Origin of the sequence: Agriterribacter sp., assembly GCF_035445465.1 — a bacterium.
In the GTDB taxonomy this organism is placed as follows: Bacteria; Bacteroidota; Bacteroidia; order Chitinophagales; family Chitinophagaceae; genus Agriterribacter.
On the sequence record NZ_DAOMQT010000002.1, the window covers coordinates 226906 to 247001 of the forward strand.

The window sequence follows — 20096 nt, forward strand, 5'->3', positions numbered from 1 at the left end:
CAAGAGAAGGGAATCCTTAAGCCTTTATTGCAGGGTATCATTTTAATAAAAAATATGGATAATAAAGCGTTTATGTATCTTAAGGACGAAAGGGCAGAAGGAAATAATGAACAGGGAATAGCGGTTCCATTGGCAATGGTAGTTGAAAATGACCCCGATACCATGCTGCTGATCTCTGTATTGTTAAGGAATAGCGGGTATAACGTAATAGAAGCCTCCAATGGCGAGAAAGCGCTGGCATTGCTGCATACTAATAATCCTGCAATCATTTTCATGGATGTGCAGATGCCGGTTATGGATGGCTATACCGCTACGCGGCGCATCCGGGAGATGGCTGATCCCTATCGTTCTATTCCTATTATCGGGCTGGTAGCAGGTACCGGCAGTGCTGAATATAAAAAATGCAGGGCGGCAGGCATGAATGATTATATTTCAAAGCCTTTTCGCCTGGAAGAGATCCTGGGAAAATTAAATCTTCCCCCGGCAGCATAGTTTTTTTACTTGCAACCTTTTCCTGTAATAATCGTCAATAATATGTTCCGTTTTAGCAGCGCAATGAACACAGCACAAAAACAACCGGCTTTATTGATTTGCCTTGTAATGGATTTACTCGGCTACGCCAGCTATGCTCTGCCCTTTTTAGGTGAGTTTGGCGATGTGATTTGGGCTCCTGTATCAGGGTTAATTTTTTACAGGTTATTTGGCGGATGGAAAGGAGCGATGGGCGGTATTTTTAATTTTATAGAAGAACTCTTACCCGGTCTTGATTTTATCCCCAGCTTTACCGTAATGTGGATCATAAAATTTGTTCGCAAACAGCAGCAAGCTAAGTCAATCCAACCCATATAAAGCTACGGCGCTTCAATTTGTTTGAAGCGCTATTTTTTATCCAAAATACCAGGCGGCTATCCATTGACTTGCAAAGCCTGCCATCAGCCCCAGCACAATATCTCCAGTCCGGTGATCGGAAACGATAAGACGTGATGTGCAGATGAGCCCTGCCAGAAAAACAGCAACAGCCAGGGGAACATTCACAAGGCCCGGAGAAGTGAACAGCAGTACGGTAAACAGGCCTATTAAGCCGCCTGCTCCTGTTGCGTGCATGCTTATTTTAAAAAAGATATTGGCAACAAAATCAATGATTACCGCAATAAAAATACCAAGGCTCATTTGGGCCATAATTACCGGGATACCCGGCTTGTTCTTAAAAACATAAAAGGTCCAGAAGAAAAAGATCATGCTGATCGCATACAGTATTATCCTTTCTTTCTGGGTTTTAAGATATACCGATTGAACGAACCCCAGCCCCCTGCATAAAAGCACAGCCATTAAAGGAAAAAAAACACTATTGATAAGATAAATAAAAAGAGTTTGTGTTTTTCCTGATGTACTTACCCCCATAAAATATTCAGGGTTAAAATAAATAAGGTACAGGGCCATGTATAAACCCACAAGCAGGGGATGTAAAAGCCAGGAAAAGAACTGGGCCAATATCTTTACTACAGGTAATACAAGAGCAGTACCTGGCGCGGGGTAACTATTCATAATTGTTTTCTTAAGCGTGCTACCGGAATATTCAGTTGTTCGCGGTATTTGGCCACCGTTCTGCGGGCAATGTTATATCCTTTTTGCTGCAGCAATTCGGTAAGCCGTTCATCGCTGAGCGGTTTTTTCTTACTTTCCCCTTCTACCATATCACTCAATATCTTTTTTACTTCACGGGTAGACACTTCCTCACCGCTATCCGTACTCAATGATTCACTGAAAAAGAACTTAAGGCGGTAGGTTCCAAATTCGGTTTGTACAAATTTACTGTTGGCCACGCGGCTTACCGTAGAAATATCAAGCGCTGTACGCTCCGCGATATCTTTCAATATCATGGGTTTCAGCGTTGTTTCGTCTCCTGTCAGGAAAAATTCATACTGGTAATCCATGATAGCGTGCATGGTGGTATACAGGGTATTCTGCCTTTGCTTAATGGCGTCAATAAACCACTTGGCTGCATCAATCTTTTGTTTAATAAAAATAACGGCCTCTTTCTGGCGCCTGTCTTTTTTGCTTCCCCGGTCATATTCTTTAAGCATATCCCTGTATCCTTCGCTGATACGAAGGTCGGGTGCGTTTTTGGAGTTAAGCGTAAGCTCCAGCTTATTGTTATTGTTAAGAATGAAGAAGTCGGGTATAACATAGCTTTCGCCTATATTGGTGTTCCCCACATTGCCGCCTGGCTTTGGGTTGAGGCGTATGATCTGGTTAATAGCGGCCTTCAGGTCTTCATCTGTAAGATTTAAACCTTTCTGTATTTTTTCATAATGCTTTTTCGTAAACTCATCGAAGTAGTCAGACAGGATGCTGATGGTAATATCCACTTCACGGCCTTCTTCTTTTTTACGTTCCAGTTGCAGCAGCAGGCACTGTCTTAAATCCCGGGCGCAGATCCCTGCAGGATCAAACTTTTGTATCTGCTTTACCAGCGAGCCTATTTCTTCTTCAGTAGCCAAAACATTTTGACGGAAAGCCAAATCATCGGCAATAGCGCCAAAATCTCTCCGCAGGTATCCATCGTCATCTATGCTACCTACAATGTGCTCCGCAATTTTACGCTCCCTCTCATCCAAATGCAGCATGCGTAACTGCTCCAGCAGGGATTCGTGAAAAGTGCTTTCAATTTTAAAGGGAAGGGTTTGCTTTTCATCAACTTCCGGGTAGTTTTCATCCTTTAACCTGTAATCGGCTACGTCATCATCCTCCCCTACATATTCACTGATATCTATATTATCATATTCATCTTCACTACCTTCCGCTTCAAAATCATCCTCTGCATCGCCCTCAAATTCATCAACAAGTTCTCCATCGGTAGCGTCCTGGTCGTCTTCTGTTGCTTCAAGGGCCGGGTTCTCTTCCATCTCCTCTTTAATTCTTTCTTCTAAGTTGGCCGTAGGAACCTGCAGCAATTTCATAAGCTGAATTTGCTGGGGAGAAAGCTTCTGTAACAGTTTCTGTTGTAAACTCTGACTCAGGGCCATAATGGAAATATAATCATTGAAAAAACCGGTAAATTAAATTTCAGGAGGCGGCGCCTCCACAAAAATCAGGCCGTAAATTTAAGTACAAAACTTATTAACATCCCCGGAAGTTGGCTTTTTTATTGGGATGTTAACAATTCTTTTCCCCGGCGTTCCTTTTGCTCTTTTCAAACCCGCGTCATTATTATAAATGAAAATGCACAGGATCGCGGTTGGAATTGCTTTTCAGCTAAAGAGGGGAGCGGGGCCGGAACGCAAGCCGCAGGATACAGGAGAAAAAAAGTAAAAAAATAATTCAGCAAAAGAAAAAATCTGCTGGCCGTTTTAATGGCATTACTTATACGACTGTTTGTTTCCTGTAACACTAAATCCTTTTATCTTTCGTTTAAACTTTACAGGGATCATTTGTAATACTGTTTTTAAACAACCTTATTCCTGATTCCATTTTGCTTTGAACAAAATATTACATTAGCATAGAAAATTAATATGGTTAAGGCCGGTGTGCATTAACGAATAGGTAAGCCCGGTGTGTAAATAACAAACTTATGAGCCTGAGGCCGCTTGCAAATATTAGTATCCTGCTGGTAGAAGATAATGAAATGAACACGCTCCTGGCTTCAGCCATTATACAGGGAACAGGCGCCAATGTTACAGAGGCAGACAATGGCATGGACGCTATTCAACTTTTACGGAACCGCTCATTTGATCTTGTATTAATGGACCTGCACCTGCCTGTGATGGATGGCTTTGAAACCACCCGTTACATCAGGAATAACCTTTCTTTAACTGTTCCTGTTATAGCCATAACGGCTAACGTAATTCACGGGGAAGAAAGTAAATGTATAGAAGCCGGAATGAACGGATTTATTTCAAAACCTTATACCGAAAAAGAGCTTTTAGATAAAATTGCCACCTGCATTCCTTTTAAAAATGGTATAGCAGAAAGTACGGCAACAACAAATGCCACTCCGTCATCCGCCCTTTATAATCTTTCCTTCTTAGAAGACGTAAGCAAGGGGAACCGGCATATGCTGCGGGAAATGATCCATGTTTTTGTGGAGCAGGCACCGGCAGCGGTAAGCCAGCTTAAAACGGCATACAACAATCACAATTTCAATGAAATGTATGCCATCGCCCATCGCATAAAGCCCGATATTGATAACCTGGATATTGTGTCGTTGAAAGATGATATCAGGAAAATTGAAATGTTTGCAGAACAAAAACAAAACGGCCCCGTACTTAAAAACCTGATCATTAATCTTGATGATACCCTCGCACAGGTAGTTCGTGAATTGAAGGTAAATATATTATCCTGATCAATTGCCGGAACTTCCCTATATTTTTACGCTACTAACACCCATCTGCATTGTTTATAATATTTATATTTTGCTTATATTTATCAGATATTCATTTTTTATGAATGATTTTGATAACCTAAGCGATGAAGAACGCCTGAAAGCAGAAAACGATTTTCTGAAAATGAAACTGATGCTTGAAAAGGGCCCGAATTTGAAAAAACGGATGATGCCGCCATGCTTCCGCCCCGGATAGAAAACGAATTCCTCCATTATATCCAGGCATTTGAAAAGCAATCCCAAAATCCAAAGTATATCAAAGTTTTTGATAAGATAGAGAGACCGGTTCATTTTAAGCCGGTATCTGAAATACCCGATGATGAAATAGAAGAAGCCTGGGAAACGCTGCATGGTTATTTACAGCAATATCAAATCAGTTTGGATGTATGCAGTGCCAACATTACAGTACGCGAGCTGTACCGCTTCACTACTGAAGAATTATTTGAGCATGAAATGAATGATATGGATATCCCCGGTATGATGCACGGGTTTATTTATGATGAGTTTTACCCGGATCATGCTTACGACAATACAAATTATGCTGTAGATAACTGCATAGCGTACCTGCTTCAAAAATCGCCATTTGATTATATGCCCTGCTTCAGGAGTAAAAACCTGAGATTAAATAACCATTACCCGCTTTCGAAAGATGCATTTAAATTGCTGGCAAACCGGTTTAAGGAAGCATACGATACGCTGGATGATGCTGAAATTGGCGGGGAAACATGTACCATTAACGGCAATACCTGCATTGTAAAAGGAAACTACGCAGTAACTGCCTCATTGCAAAATGATCCCATATATCTAAAAGGAAGCTGGGGTGTTCATTTTGAGCTGGATACAACATTGGATTGCTGGTATCTTTGGAATGTACAGGTTGAGGGTATTTCGTTTTGATGAATGGCATCTATTAATTAACAACTCTTCCCCTTTTCCCAGGCTGTCTGAAAATTATTTTTAAAAAATTATTTTTAAAAAACTTGCACTATCAAAAAAATAGCTCAACCTTTGCACCGCAAAATAAAATGATAAACAGTAACACATGCATCAAAAAGAACAACAAATTAAAACATCAGATTGGTTTAGCCGGACAGGCTATGATACCAGTTGCGGGGCATGTAATGCTGATGGTTAAGTTGAAATAACAGATTCAATCAAATATACGCCCCGCAAGAGATTGCGGGGTTTTTATTTTCGGTGAATATTTATTAAAATAAAATGCTGAAAGCTTTAAAACATAAACGATTTACGATTCCAATGCGGAATATACAGCTATCATTATCTGTACGATATGGGTATGTGCAGGCCAACAACAGCAGTGTGCCTGAAGGCCATGAAGAGGATAGCAAACATACGCGACCGTGGTATAACTATACATAACCTGTATTGAACAGGCATAATGAAAAGGGACCCGGTCGCAGCAAACGACCGGGTTTTTTGTTGCTGCATATAAAAATAGCGGGTATAGGATCAGATCCTTCCTGCCAAACAAACAATGATCTGTTCGTCTAATGGTTCAGGACGCAAGGTTTTCATTCTTGAAATACGGGTTCAACTCCCGTACAGATTACAAGGTTCGTTGGTGTAACGGCTAACATCACAGATTGTCGATCTGTTGCTATGGGTTCGATTCCCGTACGAACCGCTGAATGTTGGATGGTGCAATGGTTGAGCATTTCAGCATTTGAAGCTGAAGATGCTGGTTCGAATCCAGCTCCGACAACAATACGTTGGCTTTAGCTTATCCGGTAAAGCACCACACTGTGAATGTGGAGAACAGGGTTCGAATCCCGGAGTCAACCAATGATGGCTTATCGTTCAATGGAAGGATACTGTGCTACGAACACAGAGACAGAAGTTCGACTCTTCTTAAGCCAGCTAAAAGGATAAAGCGCTTAGTGGAAAATAAACTTCTGTAAGTCGCAACAAAAATTGGCCCGTAGCTCAATTGGCAAGAGTATCCGGCTTTTAACCGGAGGGTTCAGGGTTCGAATCCCTGCGGACCAACGACGGACGAATAGCTCCAATGGCAGAGCATTGGTTTGAAGCACCAACTGTGCTGGTTCGAATCCGGCTTCGTCCACAGATAAGAAGATTTTAAATACCTGTTAAGGAAGAAAATGGAACAACAGCAAAAATGGAGGAAGTTATCCGGCGAAAGCGTTCAACAGCCGATTGAAGATGAGATAAGAACTGTGATCATAAGAGAAAAAGAAATGGGACATTCTTTAAAAGTGTGCATTGGCACCGACAGCCAGGTAAAGGGGAGGGAAACTGAATTTGCGACTGTTATTGTATTCATCAGGAAAGGGAAGGGAGGGTTCATGTATATACACAATGAGATCACTACACAAAAGATGAGCATCAAACAACGGATGCTGACTGAGGTAGGTAAGAGTATTGAAGTGGCTTATGCCCTGTGCAATATTTTTTCGCGGTACAGCGTGGATATGGAAGTGCATGCCGACATCAACACCAATCCAAACTTTAAGAGCAATGATGCGCTAAAAGAAGCCATGGGTTATATTATGGGAATGGGATTCGCCTTTAAAGCAAAACCGGAGGCCTTTGCAAGCTCAAGCTGTGCGAATAAAGTGGTACAATAAAATCTGCATGCCAAACTCATGGAAGAAAATGAGATATTGTGGAAACTGAAGGAGATGGAATACGTAGAAAAGATCGCAGATAAGACCAGCAACATTAGTGTAAGTGGCAACGGTGTATTGATTGAGCAGTTGAAGGAGATTTTTGTGCCGAAGAAATAGTGATTATGGTTGCCAACCTTTCAAAGGTTGGCAACCATTTCTAAAAGAGTGGAAAACGGTTTTAGCCTGGTTGTAGTGCATTTGGCTTCGTTTGGTGAATAATTCATTTTAAAATGATGACAAAGAGGGCTACCGGTAATATAGCAACATTCGAATTTTCAAACAAAGCCGGAGATCAGTTCAACCGAAGTTACGGAGCTGGAATCAAAAACCTCTGTGTTCCTCCGTGTCTCCCTGCCTCCGTGGTTCAAAACAAAAAACAATGAACAAGTTAAAAATAACAGGAAAAGAATTAAGAGCTATCGGCTACCCCGAAAGCCCGGTGATAAGCGTGGCAATGAATGTGATGCAAAAAAACTATAAGCATCATAATAAGGAGAGAGTAATGGAACTATTGAAAAAAATACTGGAAGCACCGGTTGCATATAAAGACGATGCGGTACTGGGGTTGATTGCAGCAAAGCTGCTGCATACCCTTCACAAGGATAAGGCTGGCCATGCGGGAGGAGCACAGGTGTCATTGAATAATTCAGGTATTCCGTTCCATGTATTCGGACAGGAACATATTGAAGAAGGCGCCATGCACCAGATGTATACCGCGGCTAAACTGCCCGTGGCCGTTGCGGGGGCCTTAATGCCCGACGCGCACAGCGGTTACGGCTTGCCGATAGGTGGTGTGCTGGCAACACACAACGCGGTAATACCGTATGGCGTTGGCGTGGATATTGGCTGCCGCATGTGTTTGAGCGTGTTTGACATGGATCCGAAGGAGTTGCTGAAAAAGGAAAATTATTTTATAAGGGAATTAAATGAAGCTACCCTGTTCGGAAGCGGAAAGCAGTTTGATCATGCCGCTGATCACGAAGTAATGGATCGCCCGGAATTTGGATCGCTGCCTTTACTGAAAAACCTGCACGGACGGGCATGGAAGCAATTAGGATCATCCGGGAGCGGTAATCATTTCGTGGAATTTGGTGAAGTGGCAATAACTGAGAAAGATGAGGTATTGGGTATTGAACCGGGTAATTATGTGGCACTGTTGTCGCACTCCGGCTCAAGGGCATTGGGGGCTAACATAGCCAATCACTATACTAAGATCGCCAAACAAAAAAGACGCCTGCCGGGCGAAGCCGCCAACCTTGCCTGGCTCAGCTTAGATGAAGAAGCCGGTATGGAATACTGGATCGCCATGAACCTGGCAGGTGATTATGCTTCTGCCTGTCATCATATCATCCATGAAAAAATAGCAAAGCAATTGGAACGTAAACCAATTAAGATGGTAGAGAATCATCACAACTTTGCATGGAAGGAACAATGGGAAGGAAAGGAAGTGATCGTTCATCGCAAAGGCGCTACACCGGCAGGTAAAAACGTATTGGGTATTATTCCCGGCAGCATGACCGCTAATGGATTTATAGTAAAAGGAAAAGGAGAGGAAGCCTCTGTGAATTCCGCATCGCATGGAGCAGGCAGGCAAATGAGCCGCAGTAAAGCGTTACAATCTGTTACCGACAGCGCGCTGAAAGCTGAGCTTAAAAAGCACCAGGTAAAATTGCTGGGCGGCGGGTTAGATGAAGCACCTTTTGCCTATAAGGATATTGAGGCGGTAATGCAATCGCAAAAACAACTGGTGGAGGTGCTCGGCAGGTTCGTGCCTAAAATTGTAAAGATGGACGGTGCTTCGCATAAGAATTGGGGAAAGAAGGTAAGAACAGATGTGATGGGGGAGTGAGCGGTAAAGTGTTACGATCGCCTGCTGGTAACGTCGCCCGGAGGCGACAATAAGTTGTACGAGGCGAAGACGCCCCGTACAACGGAACCCGTACAGCGGAGCAGCTGTACAGCGTAGGCCGCACAGCGAATGTGATTGATCCCTGTTAGTAAAAGGCAAAGGATATACAATGAAGTATATTGATCATTAGTGAACCGAACCTTGAACGGAGCGTCGCAACATCTGCTCAACCGGAGGTACGGAGCCGGAATTATAAACAACCTGGTGTTCCTCCGTGTTTCCCTGCCTCCGTGGTTCAAAACAAAAATAAAGGTAAATTGCAGGCACAACCGGTATGATGCGGGTACTTTTGATTTTAATAGCATGCTTTTGGTATAATAATGATTGCGCTGGGCAGGCACAAAAAAGATACATCGTTAAAGCCGGCGAAGCCCCGGATGAAGCAATACCCGGCGAAGCAAAATATATATTTCCTTCTTTTACAGAAGGAACCGCTTTCTTAAGATCGGGCGCTTCCGTGAAACAACAGTTCAATTACAATCACCTGCTGGATGAAATGCAGTTTTTAAATACCGGCGGCGATACCCTGGCCATTGCAGACCCCGGGCTGATTAAATACATCAGCATTGACAGCCTTGTATTTTACTACGATAAGGGATACCTGCGGCAGGTTGTACAGATCCGCTCCCATAAGCTCGCTGTAAAACAGCAAATGATCCAGATTCCCGATAAAGTGGGCACGGCCTATGGTGGCTCTTCAGGCTCTTCGGCCGTAACCACTTATTCAAGCATATATGCCAGCGACAAAGTACATCGTTTGAAAGTAGACAGAGACGTGCTTTTCCAAACAGTAACCAGTTGGTATATCGGCAATCAGTATAACCGTTTTGAAAAGGCAGACAAGAAAGGATTTTATAATATTTTCCCTTCAAACAGAGACGCCATAAGAAAATACATTGCAAAAAACAATCCGGATTTTAATAAAGAAGCTGACCTGGAACAATTGCTGCGGTTTTGCACTGAATAACAATTGCATTTTTTGTTACCGGCCACATCGCACGCTTCACCGTTCCTTGTGTCACTCCCTTGTACAACGGATATACTATGCGGCCGGGCATTAAAAAAATAAGTATCGTATTAAACACACTAAGTGCATAGAAACCGCATACCTATGTTCGTTTTCCCGCCTGTGCAAATCGTTTCATTTTTATTCAGCCGGCAAACTGTTACCTGTGCTGCTCATAATAGTTTACGGGAATGCATGCACGCAAATAAATCATTTCATTATCTGTAAGTAAGGGCGTATGCGTGGCGGCAATCATATCGTTCAGTTGTTCCATCGTTCTAATCCCAACAATGGCAGCGGTAACCGGCTGCTGCTGCAATACAAACCGGATGGCAGTTTGTGCGGGTTTGCGGTTTATGCCGGAAATGGCGTGCACAGCAGACTGCGCTTTGTACACCTCATCTTCTGAGTAGTTTAAATATGTTTTTACGGGTTTGTTCACCAGCAGTCCTCCGGCCAGGCTGCCCCGTGCCAGCACGGCAATATCATTTGCCTGCAATAGCGGAAAGCAGGTTTCCTCGGGGCGTCGGTCCAGCACGCTGTATTGCATCATTACACTGGCTATATGTGATCGCTTTACATATTCGCGGATTACGTTGGGGCGTATAGACGAAATACCATAATACCGTATCTTACCTGCCGCCTGTAGGCTTTCAAAGGCTTCAATGGTTTCATCTACAGGATCGCCGATGGTACCGCCATGCAACTGGTAAAGGTCAATATAATCGGTGTTTAGCCGCTTCAAGCTTTGTTCCACCGCACTGATTATATAGTGCTTGTAAGGGTTCCATTCCCATCCGCTGCCATCGGGCCGCCACTGGTTGCCCACCTTGGTTGCCAGAATCACTTTGTCTCTTTTACCCTGCAGCGCTTTACCAACGGTGGTTTCGTTCAGGCCTTTCTGGTACATATCGGCCGTATCAAAATAATTCAGCCCGCCCTCAATGGCGCTGTGTATGAGCCGCGCATTATCTGCGTCATTATCACCTAAAGACATACAGCCAAAACCGATTTCGCTTACGGTTAACGATGATTTTCCCAGAAGATGGTAGTTCATACCTGTTCTTTTGTTTATACAAAGTTCAGATTCCTGGCCGTAAGTCCAAACAGAATTCTGCAGGTACCGCGCTTCGTATTTTGGAATGATTATATTTACCTTTACCGCTATGCAAATTGACGAACTCTATCAATTATTCCTGCAGTATCCTTCGGTACAAACAGATACCAGGAAACTGCAAAAAGGAGATATTTTTTTTGCATTGAAAGGACCGAATTTTAACGGAAATCTTTTTGCAAAGCAGGCGCTCGGATCAGGAGCGGCATATGTAATAGCAGATGAAGCACCGGGGTTTGAAGATACAAGGATCATGCTTACAGATGATGTGCTGGCTACGCTTCAGCAACTCGCCGGCTACCATCGCCGGAGGTTTAGCATACCTTTTATTGCCATTACCGGCAGCAATGGCAAAACCACTACCAAGGAGCTGGTTCATGCCGTGCTTTCCTCCACCTACAAAACCTATACTACCCGGGGTAACCTCAATAACCATATAGGCATACCGCTTACTATCCTGAGCATTAAACCCGACGCGGAAATGGCCATCATTGAAATGGGGGCCAATCATTTGAAAGAAATTGAGGGCTATTGCAAATACACTGAACCAACCCATGGCATTATTACCAATTGCGGCAAAGCCCACCTCGAAGGTTTTGGAAGCATTGAAGGCGTTAGAAAGGCCAAAGGCGAGCTGTACGATTACCTGAAGCTGCACGGTGGTACCGCCTTTGTTATGCGCGACTACGATTACCTGAACACCATGAGCAAAGGCATACCGCATATTTTTACTTATGGCACTTCCGGCGCCGCAGTAACAGGTAACATATATAAAACACACCCCTTCCTGGAAGTAGCTTTAACGAACGGAAAAGAAAATAGTATTATTCGTTCAAGGCTGGTGGGAGATTATAACCTTCCAAACATACTGGCTGCTGTGGCAACAGGCAGGTATTTTAATATCAGTGACGATACGATAAAAGCAGCCATTGAGGCATATCATCCCTCGAACAGCAGATCCCAGCTCATAGAAAAAGGCAGCAATACCATTATATTAGACGCCTATAATGCCAACCCCAGCAGCATGAAAGCCGCTATAGAAAACTTTGCGGCAACGCCGGGCAGCAATAAGATTCTTGTACTGGGCGCCATGATGGAGCTGGGTAAGGAGAGCGCAAAAGAGCACGAAGTGCTTATTGAGCTGCTGAATCATTATTTATGGAAAGAAGTAATACTGGTGGGTGGCGATTTTGCCCGTATCACACATCCTTTCCGGTTTTTTAATACAGTCGGAGAAGCAAAAGAATGGCTGCAGCAACATCCGGCAGCCAATAGCGTGTACTTAGTAAAAGGCTCCCGCAGCATGCAAATGGAAATCATTGTTGATATATTATAGCCACAACCTATTATCAAAATCATTATGCTATTTTAGCGGCCTTAACCGTTTTATTTGAACAGGAATAAGGACCTTTGTAAAAAATGCTGAATGAGTGCAGAAGAAAAGAACCCCGGCTATTTATTTTCAACATTGGATAACCGTTGCCCGCGTTGCCGCAGAGGTGGGATTTTTAAAAGCAGTAATCCTTACAAACTACAAACTACTCTTAAAATGCATCGCACATGCCCGGTATGCGGCCAGCCTACCGAAATTGAGGTAGGTTTTTATTACGGAACGGCTTATGTAAGCTATGGCCTTACCGTGAGCTTTAGCATTTTTACTTTTATTGCCTGGTGGCTGCTCATTGGTATTTCGGTTCAGGAAGGTGATTTCCGTTTATTATGGTGGGGCATCACCAATGCTGTTTTGCTGGTGGTTTTGCAGCCCATATTCATGCGCCTCTCACGCAGTCTCTGGCTTTCGTGGTTTGTAAAATACGACCCCGACTGGAGGATTAATAATGTTTCACCGGAAAGTACGGAGCGTATTGTTCCCGAACAAATGAATAACTGGTAAAGCCTTAGTGAATAGTCAATTGTCAGTAGTGAATGACAAATCCGGTTTTTCCTTAATTCAAACTATATGAACCGGCTGTGGTTGTAAACGGTATCATTCCAGCAACAGGGAAGATAACAACGACATACTTTAATTTCCATTGCTTATATTAGCAAACGATAACGATTGTGCGGCAGCAGGTGATGAGGGAAATCAAATCAGCATCCAATTCGCTTTTATATATGACACTGCTTATCATTGCCGGCTGCATTCTGCTGCTTGTATTGCTTATTACCTGGGGCAAAACAAATGCTTTCCTCGCTTTTTTGGTAGTATCCCTTCTTGCCGGATGGCTGCTGGGCATCCCGTTGAATAAGTTGGCTATAGCCGTGGAAAAAGGGATGGGTGATACCATGGGCGCCCTGGCCGGCGTAATTATGATGGGCGCCATGCTGGGAAAATTAGTGGCCGAAAGCGGCGCCGCACAGCAAATTGCATCTTCCTTAATGAAGGTTTTTGGCGCAAAATACATACAGTGGGCGTTAATGATCACCGGTTTTATAATAGGCATACCGCTGTTTTATAATGTAGGGTTCGTATTAATGGTTCCCCTTATTTTTTCTGTTGCCTATCAATATAAGCTGCCTGCTGTATATATTGGTTTGCCCATGCTGGCTTCCTTATCGGTTACCCACGGTTATCTGCCTCCGCATCCCGCCCCGGCAGCGCTGGTAACACAGTTTAACGCCAACATGGGGCTTACCCTGCTGTATGGTTTAGCTGTGGCCATCCCCGCTATCATTATAGCAGGACCTGTTTATTCCAAAACATTAAAGAAAATTGTTTCTGTTCCGCTGCAAACATTTAAGCCGGTTATTTTGCCGGAAGAAAAATTGCCCGGTTTGGCCAACAGCCTTTTTTCTTCTTTATTGCCTGTTGTATTGCTTATTGTTACTACAGTTTTACCTTTTATTTTTCCTTCCGCAACATTTTTGCATGATATATCCGCCTTTTTCGGCAATGCCATGATCGTGATGCTGATAGCGCTGGCAGTAGCCACATTTTCACTGGGCATATCCACGGGCATGTCCATGAAAAAAATCATGCTGATATATGAAAGCGCTGTAAAGGATATTGCTATGATACTGCTGATCATTGCGGGAGCGGGAGCGTTTAAAGAAGTGCTTACTGCGAGCGGTGTAAGTAACGACATAGCCCAGGCGCTGCATCACTGGCCCCTGCATCCGCTGTTATTAGCATGGATCATCGCGGCCATTATACGCATCTGCATTGGCTCCGCCACCGTTGCCGGACTTACCACTGCCGGCATTGTTGCCCCTATGGTGCTGCAGGGCGGCGTAGATCCCAACCTGATGGTTTTATCTATCGGTGCGGGCAGCCTTATGTTTTCGCATGTAAACGATGGCGGATTCTGGCTGTTTAAAGAATATTTCAACCTGAGCGTAAAAGATACCATTCGCTCCTGGTCGCTCATGGAAACCATTGTTGCCATTGTTGGTCTTGGCGGGGTAATGCTGCTGAGCATGTTTGTGTAGGGAAGTGTGAGGTTCAGGCTTAAGAATTTGAAATTTGAGATCTTAGATTTGAGATTTATGCAGGTTGCATGTTTCAAGTTGCATGTTTCAGTGAATATCGTTTCAATCTGCCAACAGCCAGCCTCCAGAATTTTAGATTTTCGGCTTCGGATTTAATATTTGAATTTTATTTGGTTCTTGTGATTTGGTTCCTGGTACTTTGTATTCCTTAGCATTTCAAAATTCCGGCTTCGTGCTTCTGACTATCAGCTATCTGCCGGCAGTCATTCTATATACCAACCCTATTCTTTTTTCTTCAGTTTTTCGAGCGCTTCTTTTGTAAATGAGTTGGTTACTAATGTGCCGCTGACAGCCGCACGGTGCTGTAACAGTTCCTCCCAGTTTTCGGTTCCTTCCCATAAAGCTTTTTTCATTTCTGCTATGGCTTCAGGATGGGCATGCGCCAGTTCATTGGCTAACCGTTGTACAGATTCATCCATAGCTTCTGCATTGGGATGCAACTCTGCAAATAAGCCTTTCCGGCGCGCCCAGTCGGCCGGGCGCCACATGGCAGCGTCAATAGCTAACTGGCTGAAAGCGCTTAGCCCCAGTTTTCTTTGTATGGCCGGGCCTACCACAAAAGGTCCAAGTCCTATGGATAATTCACTCAGCTTTATATCGGCGCTTTCCAAGGCAATAGCATAGTCGGCAGCCGCTGCAAGCCCAACTCCGCCGCCAACACACTTACCCTGCACCCGGGCTATAATTAATTTAGGACATTTGCGCATGGCATTAATAACATGGGCAAAGCCGCTAAAGAACTTTTTACCTTCTTCTGCGGTTGTAATGGCACTAAGTTCCGTAAAAGAAGCGCCGGCGCAAAATGCCCCATTCCCCGCCGATCGCAAAATAATTACTCTCGTTTCTTTTTGCAGACCCGCGCTATGTATTTCCTGGGCAAGCTCATTTAATATAGCGGCGGGCAGCGAATTACCCTGCGGGTGAAAGAACTCGATAATAGTTATTCCCCCGCTTTGGGCTTCAACTTTCACATATCCTTCCTGTATTTCATGTATCATATGCTGTTGATTAAATGATGCTTCATGAGCGGCGTAAATGGCAACACAAATTACTACAGATAAAATCTGCAGCAAAAAATCAGATACAGCAGTTTAAAATTAATTTTCAAGCGCTTCCGGCTATCTTTACAGCAACCTTTTTAAAATTCCGCATAATGAAAACAGCGATCTTAATTATGGCAGCAGCACTTGCCCTGTCCTGTAATAACAATGCTTCCTCCCGCGGTGCAGAAGAGCAAAATAACGCCTCCATTCCCAAAACACTATCCGACACTTTATATAAGGCGGCTATGGAAGGGCACGATGCAGGGATGGCAAAAATGGGAGAAATAGCCCGTTACCAGCAATTGATACAACAGAGAACAGACTCGCTGGCAGCTTTAAAAAGCAAAACTGCTTTGCAGCCGGCGCTGGATTCCGCATTGCAGGAACTTACCCATGCAGAAGAGCTGATGAACCGCTGGATGCAGGATTTTGATCCCGATAAAGCAGGCAGTACCGAGGCTGAGAAGGTTAGTTTTTACCGCAGTGAAAAAGAAAAGATAGATAGCGTTAATGCACGGATCTTTAAAAGCATTGAAAAGGCAAAACGGGTAGTGGAGTAAGCTGATGGATAAACAACTGCCTGGCTGATTAGCTTATAGCTGATAGCCACCTTCGGTTTTTAGTTTATCGTTTTTGGTTGTATTCGTTTCGGATTTCGAAATTTAATATTCGGATTTACAACTTCGGGCTTTCCCTGTTCCCTGTAACCTGCAGCTTGTAACCCACTTACCACTTACTACTTACCCCTCTTCCTGTCCACCTCTTTACAGAGGGCATCAAATATTTCGTCAATAGTGCCTTCGCCTTTAACCTGTTTTACTTTATCAAATTTTTTGTAATAGTCTGCAACAGCCGATGTTTTTTTATGATACTCTGCAATGCGGTCGCGAATAATCGTTTCATTAACATCATCGCTTCTACCCGATGTTTTTCCTCTGTTCAGGAGACGCGATATTAGTTCCTCTTCGCTCACTTCGAGGGCCAGCATGAGGTGTATGCCTGTTTTTTTAAGCTTAAGTAGTTTATCTAAGGCTTCGGACTGGGCTTCGGTACGCGGAAACCCGTCAAACAAAAAACCGGCAGATTCAGGGTTGGCATCTAATGCAGAACTGATCATACCAATGACCACTTCATCGGGAACCAGTTGCCCCTTGTCCATAAAATTTTTCGCTTCCAGCCCCAGGGGTGTTTGACCGGCAATCTCACTTCTCAGCAAATCGCCGGTAGAAAGGTGCTTTAACCCATATTTCGCTATTAATTTTTCAGATTGTGTACCCTTTCCACTTCCCGGAGGGCCAAATAAAATTAAATTGAACATGTATGTTTTAACCTTGGGTGAAGGCCAAATATAAAGGAACAGCTTTAGAAATCTCTTAACAATTGTGGAAAATCGTACATAAACAGGTCATTTTTCTTTGCAGCCGGTACATAGGAAAGCCCGGAACGCAAGAGTTTGTGGCTTGTTACATGTTGCAGACAAAGGTATCAGCCATTAGCGGCAGCCTGTAAACGTCTAAGATTTTCAGGTTTTTAATTTAGTTGTACAGGGTATGTTTTAGCGTATTCAATCTCCCTTACGACTGGGGCTCAAGCAATTGAAAGAACTGGTCGAGCTGCGGAAGAATAACGATCCTCGTGCGCCGGTTGGCGGCCCTTCCTTCGGCGGTAGTGTTATCTGTTATCGGCCGGTATTCACTTCTGCCGGCTGCAGCCATTTTGGAAGGATCGAGCGCGTATTCATTTTGCAGGATGCGTATAACGGAAGTGGCTCTTTTAACACTAAGATCCCAGTTATCAAGCAGCACCCCGCTGCGGTAAGGTACATTGTCTGTATGCCCTTCCACCATGAATTCAATATCGGGTTGATTCTTCAGTACCAGGGCTACCTTGCCCAAAACCGTTTTGGCCTGTGGGGTTACTTCATAACGGCCGCTTCTGAACAGCAGCTTGTCTGAAATGTCAATGTATACCACGCCTTTGTCTATCCTAATGTTAATGTCTTCATCATCTAAGTTGCCGATAGCGCCTTTTAAATTCATCACCAGCACCATATTCAGCGAATCCCTGCGGGATATGGCGGATTGCAGTCCCTGGATATATACATCCTTTGATCCGATATTATCCAGCGACTTCTTTATGCTTTCGGCCTGCGATGCGGAAATAACAGAAAGATCCTGCAGTTGCTTCAGCGCCTGGGTGTTATTTTCTTTGAGGTAGGCCACCTGGTCCTTCAGGTTATCATTTTCTTTTTGTAAGGCCCCGTTCTTACGGGTAGCTTCATCCCTTGCGTCCGTACATTCTTTAAGGCTTTGCTGAACGCTTACATACGTTGTATTGAGGGTTTCATTTTTGGCCTGCTCTGCTTTGAATTTTTTGCTGCTTACGCAGGAGAAAAGGAAAAGTGTACTTATTATAGTAACCGCCAGGAACCGGAGTTTCATAAAATAAAATTTATGATGAATAAATAATATATTGCAAGATAGTGCAAACACTAAAGATGCACGCTTTTATCCATTGACGGCTTGCCATTGAAATTAGCAAAAGATAAAAATTTAGAGTGCTGTAGAAACAACCCTCGCAGACCTGGTAGAAGGATCAACATGAGAAAACAAATCTACCTTATAGAAATCTTTAGGTTATCTTTTGATGTTATGCCACTTATGAGATATTAAGTAAAATTATATACTAATGTAGCATCACAATTTTACGCGAAATTCTAATATATGGGCCTATCCGGAAAGGATATTCCGGTTTTTTTATAGTATATTTTAATCAAATAGCAGGATAAACTGTGCCGGCACCGGATTTTTCAATTTTCACATAGGTGAAATATCTTACTTATGAATCCATCCGGGAAGCATTGTGCAGGATGGTTCGGTTAATATTGCTTCCATTTGCCATTGTTTGTGGCTTCCGGCAATTGTATTAACCTTCCGCTTCGTTGAACGCAGAATGAATGCTATTGGCAACCGACCTGATCAGCTCTATATCGGGTATTTTTCCTGTATCATCTGTGAGCGCCCTGTAGTTGCATTCTTCATCGGGTTCAAAAGTAATGACCTGGTCATTCACGCTTACCCGTATCCGGTAACTGTATCCCCATGCCTGCAATTCCGCAGGTAATAGCAGTTCTTCGCCTTTATAATGCACCGGCAGCTCAAAACATTCATTCATAACAGCAGTAATTAACCAAAGGTACCTGGTTTTGATCTTCGTTCTGTGAATGGTATTTTATCGGCGGCAATCACATTTCCTTTCATTGATATTAGTGGCAATGTTAGGACGATTCAGGCAAAGCAGTTTAATGAAAAGAATCATACTATCAGCACCGACTTTTTGCACTCTATTTATCAAAGATATTGTGAAGATAACAGCAAGCCTTTACCGGACTGGTTAAACAGCTATTTAAAAAATGATACAAAGGTTTCCTGCTTGTTTGGCGAACATTTATTAACTAAGTATCGAATAAACCCTATTGCATTAGTAGAAGCTCCTAAGACGGCAATAATAGCAACTTTATACTTTGGATTACTTGATAATCCTAAAAATTTTCTATGGTTAGCAGTTTATAATCTGAGTAGCTTAAATATTGAAAAATGCAAGGTATTGCATGGGCGCAAAGTTGTTTTATTCCCTGATTTAAATGCTCATAATAATTGGAGCAGTAAGGCAAAGCAATTTCAAAAAGAAATGCAAGGAACTAATTTTAAAGTTTCCGACTTAATCCAAAACCTTGCAGGCATTGCAGAAAAAGAAAAGGGACTTGATCTTGCCGATTTTTTAACCCGGATTGATTGGAGGATATTTAGAAAACTTGAACGTACTTTCACGACAAACCAACAGCTGTGTTTTGAATGATAAATGATTTGAGGCTTTGCGGGATGGGTCATTGATTGGAATAAAAAAAAGCGTAGCTGGCAGTTTGGAATTTTAAATAACTTGTATGAATTGTTAAAGCCCAGCTATTCTCTTGTTTGAGGAATCAATCCAACTACCCAAAGCATACAACATTATTTTTCTTTTCAGTTTTTATGATACCTTATATCAAACATATTGATGACTATTTATCTTTTAATAGTTATTGTTTTGAAGTGATAGTTCATATTATTTAAACTAACAATTGAAAATACTTCAATATTTGCTATTTTGTTGTCTATAATGGGTGTAGTAAATATTTTATCGGCCCCAACATATATTACAACTGTTTTGCCTTCGTCGAAAGTGAGAAATTCGGATTGGGTCTTAGCATGAATGATGCCAGCTGACCAGAAAATAATAAAATTTGCAACAACCCAAACTATATTAAATCGAACTTGAAAGATTAACTTATGATTTACTGTCACATTTCTTTTCTTTAGTTGTAATTCAAGATTTTGAGCGCCGAGAAATATAAGAAAAGTAACTGTGGAGAAAATGGCTAGATTGACTGCATCATTCGTTGCCATGAAAAAAAAAGTGAATGGCAATAATAATGGGGTAATGAAACTAAATAGTTCTATGAATAAT

At 42.9% G+C, this 20096-nt stretch carries 22 protein-coding genes and 7 tRNA genes; 21 read left to right on the top strand and 8 right to left on the bottom strand.

Features of this window, described 5'->3' with window-relative positions:
* Positions 1–54: 54 nt before the first annotated feature.
* Positions 55–492, top strand: coding sequence for a response regulator (locus PLE34_RS02135; protein ID WP_324553753.1), 438 nt, complete (start codon positions 55–57; stop codon positions 490–492).
* A 63-nt stretch (positions 493–555) separates the two neighbouring features.
* Positions 556–849, top strand: a complete 294-nt coding sequence (locus tag PLE34_RS02140; protein WP_324553755.1) for a hypothetical protein — start codon at positions 556–558, stop codon at positions 847–849.
* 36 nt (positions 850–885) lie between these two features.
* On the opposite strand, the gene PLE34_RS02145 is transcribed toward PLE34_RS02140, so the two are convergent.
* Both PLE34_RS02145 and rpoN read right to left on the bottom strand, forming a co-directional pair.
* Complete coding sequence (locus PLE34_RS02145) at positions 886–1545, bottom strand: hypothetical protein (protein ID WP_324553757.1); 660 nt, start codon at positions 1543–1545, stop codon at positions 886–888.
* Positions 1542–3026, bottom strand: a complete 1485-nt coding sequence (gene rpoN, locus PLE34_RS02150; protein ID WP_324553759.1) for an RNA polymerase factor sigma-54 — start codon at positions 3024–3026, stop codon at positions 1542–1544. The genes PLE34_RS02145 and rpoN overlap by 4 nt, the downstream gene beginning before the upstream one ends.
* 545 nt (positions 3027–3571) lie before the next feature.
* Here rpoN and PLE34_RS02155 point away from each other — a divergent pair.
* From PLE34_RS02155 to PLE34_RS02220, 14 genes are all read left to right on the top strand, one after another.
* Positions 3572–4342, top strand: coding sequence for a response regulator (locus PLE34_RS02155; protein ID WP_324553761.1), 771 nt, complete (start codon positions 3572–3574; stop codon positions 4340–4342).
* A 100-nt stretch (positions 4343–4442) separates the two neighbouring features.
* On the top strand, positions 4443–4577 hold the full coding sequence (locus tag PLE34_RS02160; RefSeq protein ID WP_324553763.1) for a hypothetical protein: 135 nt from the start codon (positions 4443–4445) through the stop codon (positions 4575–4577).
* Positions 4559–5278, top strand: a complete 720-nt coding sequence (locus tag PLE34_RS02165; RefSeq protein WP_324553765.1) for a hypothetical protein — start codon at positions 4559–4561, stop codon at positions 5276–5278. The genes PLE34_RS02160 and PLE34_RS02165 overlap by 19 nt, the downstream gene beginning before the upstream one ends.
* A 600-nt stretch (positions 5279–5878) precedes the next feature.
* Positions 5879–5951, top strand: a tRNA-Glu gene (locus tag PLE34_RS02170).
* A gap of 3 nt (positions 5952–5954) precedes the next feature.
* Positions 5955–6026 (top strand) — tRNA-Asp (locus tag PLE34_RS02175).
* Positions 6027–6031: 5 nt separating this feature from the next.
* Positions 6032–6104 (top strand) — tRNA-Gln (locus PLE34_RS02180).
* A gap of 6 nt (positions 6105–6110) precedes the next feature.
* Positions 6111–6183, top strand: a tRNA-His gene (locus PLE34_RS02185).
* 5 nt (positions 6184–6188) lie between these two features.
* A tRNA-Arg gene (locus PLE34_RS02190) sits at positions 6189–6259 on the top strand.
* 55 nt (positions 6260–6314) lie between these two features.
* Positions 6315–6388, top strand: a tRNA-Lys gene (locus PLE34_RS02195).
* A 4-nt stretch (positions 6389–6392) separates the two neighbouring features.
* Positions 6393–6464, top strand: a tRNA-Phe gene (locus tag PLE34_RS02200).
* Between the two features lie 37 nt (positions 6465–6501).
* Positions 6502–6987: a ribonuclease H-like YkuK family protein gene (locus PLE34_RS02205; RefSeq protein WP_324553767.1), complete on the top strand. Its 486-nt coding sequence runs from the start codon at positions 6502–6504 to the stop codon at positions 6985–6987.
* 18 nt (positions 6988–7005) lie between these two features.
* On the top strand, positions 7006–7146 hold the full coding sequence (locus PLE34_RS02210; protein ID WP_324553769.1) for a hypothetical protein: 141 nt from the start codon (positions 7006–7008) through the stop codon (positions 7144–7146).
* A gap of 262 nt (positions 7147–7408) precedes the next feature.
* Positions 7409–8878, top strand: coding sequence for an RtcB family protein (locus tag PLE34_RS02215; RefSeq protein WP_324553771.1), 1470 nt, complete (start codon positions 7409–7411; stop codon positions 8876–8878).
* A gap of 334 nt (positions 8879–9212) precedes the next feature.
* On the top strand, positions 9213–9905 hold the full coding sequence (locus tag PLE34_RS02220) for a hypothetical protein (RefSeq protein WP_324553773.1): 693 nt from the start codon (positions 9213–9215) through the stop codon (positions 9903–9905).
* Positions 9906–10104: 199 nt separating this feature from the next.
* Here the strand turns inward: PLE34_RS02220 and PLE34_RS02225 are convergent, their stop codons facing one another.
* Positions 10105–11001 (bottom strand): aldo/keto reductase, encoded by an 897-nt coding sequence (locus tag PLE34_RS02225; RefSeq protein ID WP_324553775.1) that lies wholly within the window; start codon positions 10999–11001, stop codon positions 10105–10107.
* A 109-nt stretch (positions 11002–11110) separates the two neighbouring features.
* Between PLE34_RS02225 and PLE34_RS02230 the strand changes: the two genes are divergently transcribed.
* The 3 genes from PLE34_RS02230 (at position 11111) to PLE34_RS02240 (ending at position 14487) form a co-directional block, all read left to right on the top strand.
* Entirely contained in the window at positions 11111–12394 is a 1284-nt protein-coding gene (locus PLE34_RS02230) for a UDP-N-acetylmuramoyl-tripeptide--D-alanyl-D-alanine ligase (protein ID WP_324553777.1), read from the top strand.
* Positions 12395–12484: 90 nt separating this feature from the next.
* Positions 12485–12952, top strand: coding sequence for a DUF983 domain-containing protein (locus tag PLE34_RS02235; RefSeq protein ID WP_324553779.1), 468 nt, complete (start codon positions 12485–12487; stop codon positions 12950–12952).
* A gap of 221 nt (positions 12953–13173) precedes the next feature.
* Positions 13174–14487, top strand: a complete 1314-nt coding sequence (locus PLE34_RS02240; protein ID WP_324553781.1) for a gluconate:H+ symporter — start codon at positions 13174–13176, stop codon at positions 14485–14487.
* A gap of 281 nt (positions 14488–14768) precedes the next feature.
* On the opposite strand, the gene PLE34_RS02245 is transcribed toward PLE34_RS02240, so the two are convergent.
* Entirely contained in the window at positions 14769–15545 is a 777-nt protein-coding gene (locus PLE34_RS02245) for an enoyl-CoA hydratase/isomerase family protein (RefSeq protein ID WP_324553783.1), read from the bottom strand.
* A gap of 155 nt (positions 15546–15700) precedes the next feature.
* On the opposite strand from PLE34_RS02245, the gene PLE34_RS02250 reads away from it, so the two are divergent.
* Positions 15701–16150: a hypothetical protein gene (locus PLE34_RS02250; protein WP_324553785.1), complete on the top strand. Its 450-nt coding sequence runs from the start codon at positions 15701–15703 to the stop codon at positions 16148–16150.
* A 176-nt stretch (positions 16151–16326) separates the two neighbouring features.
* Here PLE34_RS02250 and PLE34_RS02255 read toward each other — a convergent pair whose 3' ends face one another.
* The 3 genes from PLE34_RS02255 to PLE34_RS02265 all read right to left on the bottom strand — a co-directional run bounded on the left by PLE34_RS02255 (position 16327) and on the right by PLE34_RS02265 (position 18764).
* Positions 16327–16908 carry an adenylate kinase gene (locus PLE34_RS02255; protein ID WP_324553787.1) on the bottom strand — a complete coding sequence of 194 codons (582 nt, stop codon included), beginning with the start codon at positions 16906–16908 and terminating at the stop codon, positions 16327–16329.
* 256 nt (positions 16909–17164) lie between these two features.
* Positions 17165–18031, bottom strand: coding sequence for an OmpA/MotB family protein (locus tag PLE34_RS02260; protein WP_324553788.1), 867 nt, complete (start codon positions 18029–18031; stop codon positions 17165–17167).
* A gap of 484 nt (positions 18032–18515) precedes the next feature.
* Positions 18516–18764, bottom strand: a complete 249-nt coding sequence (locus tag PLE34_RS02265; RefSeq protein ID WP_324553790.1) for a hypothetical protein — start codon at positions 18762–18764, stop codon at positions 18516–18518.
* A gap of 45 nt (positions 18765–18809) precedes the next feature.
* Here PLE34_RS02265 and PLE34_RS02270 point away from each other — a divergent pair, with 45 nt between their 5' ends.
* Positions 18810–19448 carry a DUF6371 domain-containing protein gene (locus PLE34_RS02270; RefSeq protein ID WP_324553792.1) on the top strand — a complete coding sequence of 213 codons (639 nt, stop codon included), beginning with the start codon at positions 18810–18812 and terminating at the stop codon, positions 19446–19448.
* 206 nt (positions 19449–19654) lie between these two features.
* Here the strand turns inward: PLE34_RS02270 and PLE34_RS02275 are convergent, their stop codons facing one another.
* A complete protein-coding gene (locus PLE34_RS02275) occupies positions 19655–20035 on the bottom strand; it encodes a hypothetical protein (RefSeq protein ID WP_324553794.1) in 381 nt (126 codons plus the stop codon).
* Between the last annotated feature and the right edge of the window lie 61 nt (positions 20036–20096).